The organism is Mycobacterium sp. 852002-50816_SCH5313054-b, assembly GCF_001667185.1.
Taxonomy (GTDB): Bacteria; Actinomycetota; Actinomycetes; order Mycobacteriales; family Mycobacteriaceae; genus Mycobacterium.
The window spans coordinates 1-1148 of record NZ_LZIC01000042.1 but is presented as its reverse complement, the minus strand read 5'-3'; the positions used below and the strand labels follow the sequence as shown (position 1 = coordinate 1148).

Sequence of the window (1148 nt, the reverse complement as noted above, 5' to 3'; positions counted from 1 at the left end):
GCCCCGCCACCCCCCCCCCCCCGGCGCCGCCCGCGCCGAACAACTGGGCGGCGCCGCCGTTGCCGCCTGCCCCGCCGGCGTTACCGGCGGAATCCGCGCCGCCGCCGCCGGCACCGCCGGAGCCGAATAGCCCGGATTTGCCGCCTGCCCCGCCGGCCCCGCCGCCGGCGCCGCCGCCACCATTGGACAGCCCGCCGGCGCCGCCGGCACCGCCGGCGCCGGAAAGCGTTGCACCGGCGCCACCCACGCCGCCCGCACCACCCACCGCGTTCTGTGAAAACCCGCCGGTCCCGCCCGCGCCGCCGGCACCGGAGAGCATGCCGCCGGCGCCGCCGCCGCCGCCCGCGCCGCCATTCCCGCCGGTGGCGTTCGTCGAGGCCCCGCCGGCTCCGCCGGCGCCGCCGGCACCGGAAAGCAGGCCGCCGGTCCCGCCGGTGCCGCCGGCGCCACCGGTCCCCCCGAATGCCCCCGTCGAAGTCCCGCCACCGCCGCCCGCGCCACCTGCGCCGAACAGCCCGGCATGGCCGCCGAGGCCACCCGCACCGCCGGTGGCGTTCAGGGAAAGCCCGCCGCCGCCGCCGGCGCCGCCGTTGCCGAAGAACATGGCGCCGGCGCCGCCCGCACCGCCGGCGCCGCCGGGTCCGCCGGTGGGGCTCTGCGTTGTCCCGCCGGCGCCGCCTCCGCCGCCGTCACCGAAAAGCACGCCGCCGGCGCCGCCCGCTCCGCCGGCGCCGCCCGTGGCGGGGGCGGCGTTGCTGGTGGAAACGCCGCCGGCCCCGCCCGCTCCGCCGGAGCCCCACACCCCGGCGTGGCCGCCGGCGCCCCCGACGCCGGCGGTGTTGTTCACTGAAAAGCCACCGGTTCCGCCGGCGCCGCCGTGGCCGGAAAGCAACCCGCCGGCCCCGCCGGCGCCTCCCGTGCTGCCGAGGCCGTTGGAGGAAACACCCGCGATTCCGCCGGCGCCGCCGGCACCGAACAATCCGGCCTTTCCGCCGGCGCCACCGGCACCGCCAATGCCACCGGCGTCGCCGCCGGCCCCACCGGCGCCCCCGGATCCAGCAAGGATGCCGCCGGCGCCGCCGGCCCCGCCCGCGCCGGCACCGTTGAATGAAAACCCACCGTGCCCGCCGGTCCCGCCGGTGCCGAAC

1 pseudogene is annotated in these 1148 nt (G+C 81.4%); it reads right to left on the bottom strand.

Features of this window, described 5'->3' with window-relative positions:
* Positions 1-1148: pseudogene (locus tag A5787_RS27665) on the bottom strand (hypothetical protein); the annotation flags it as partial.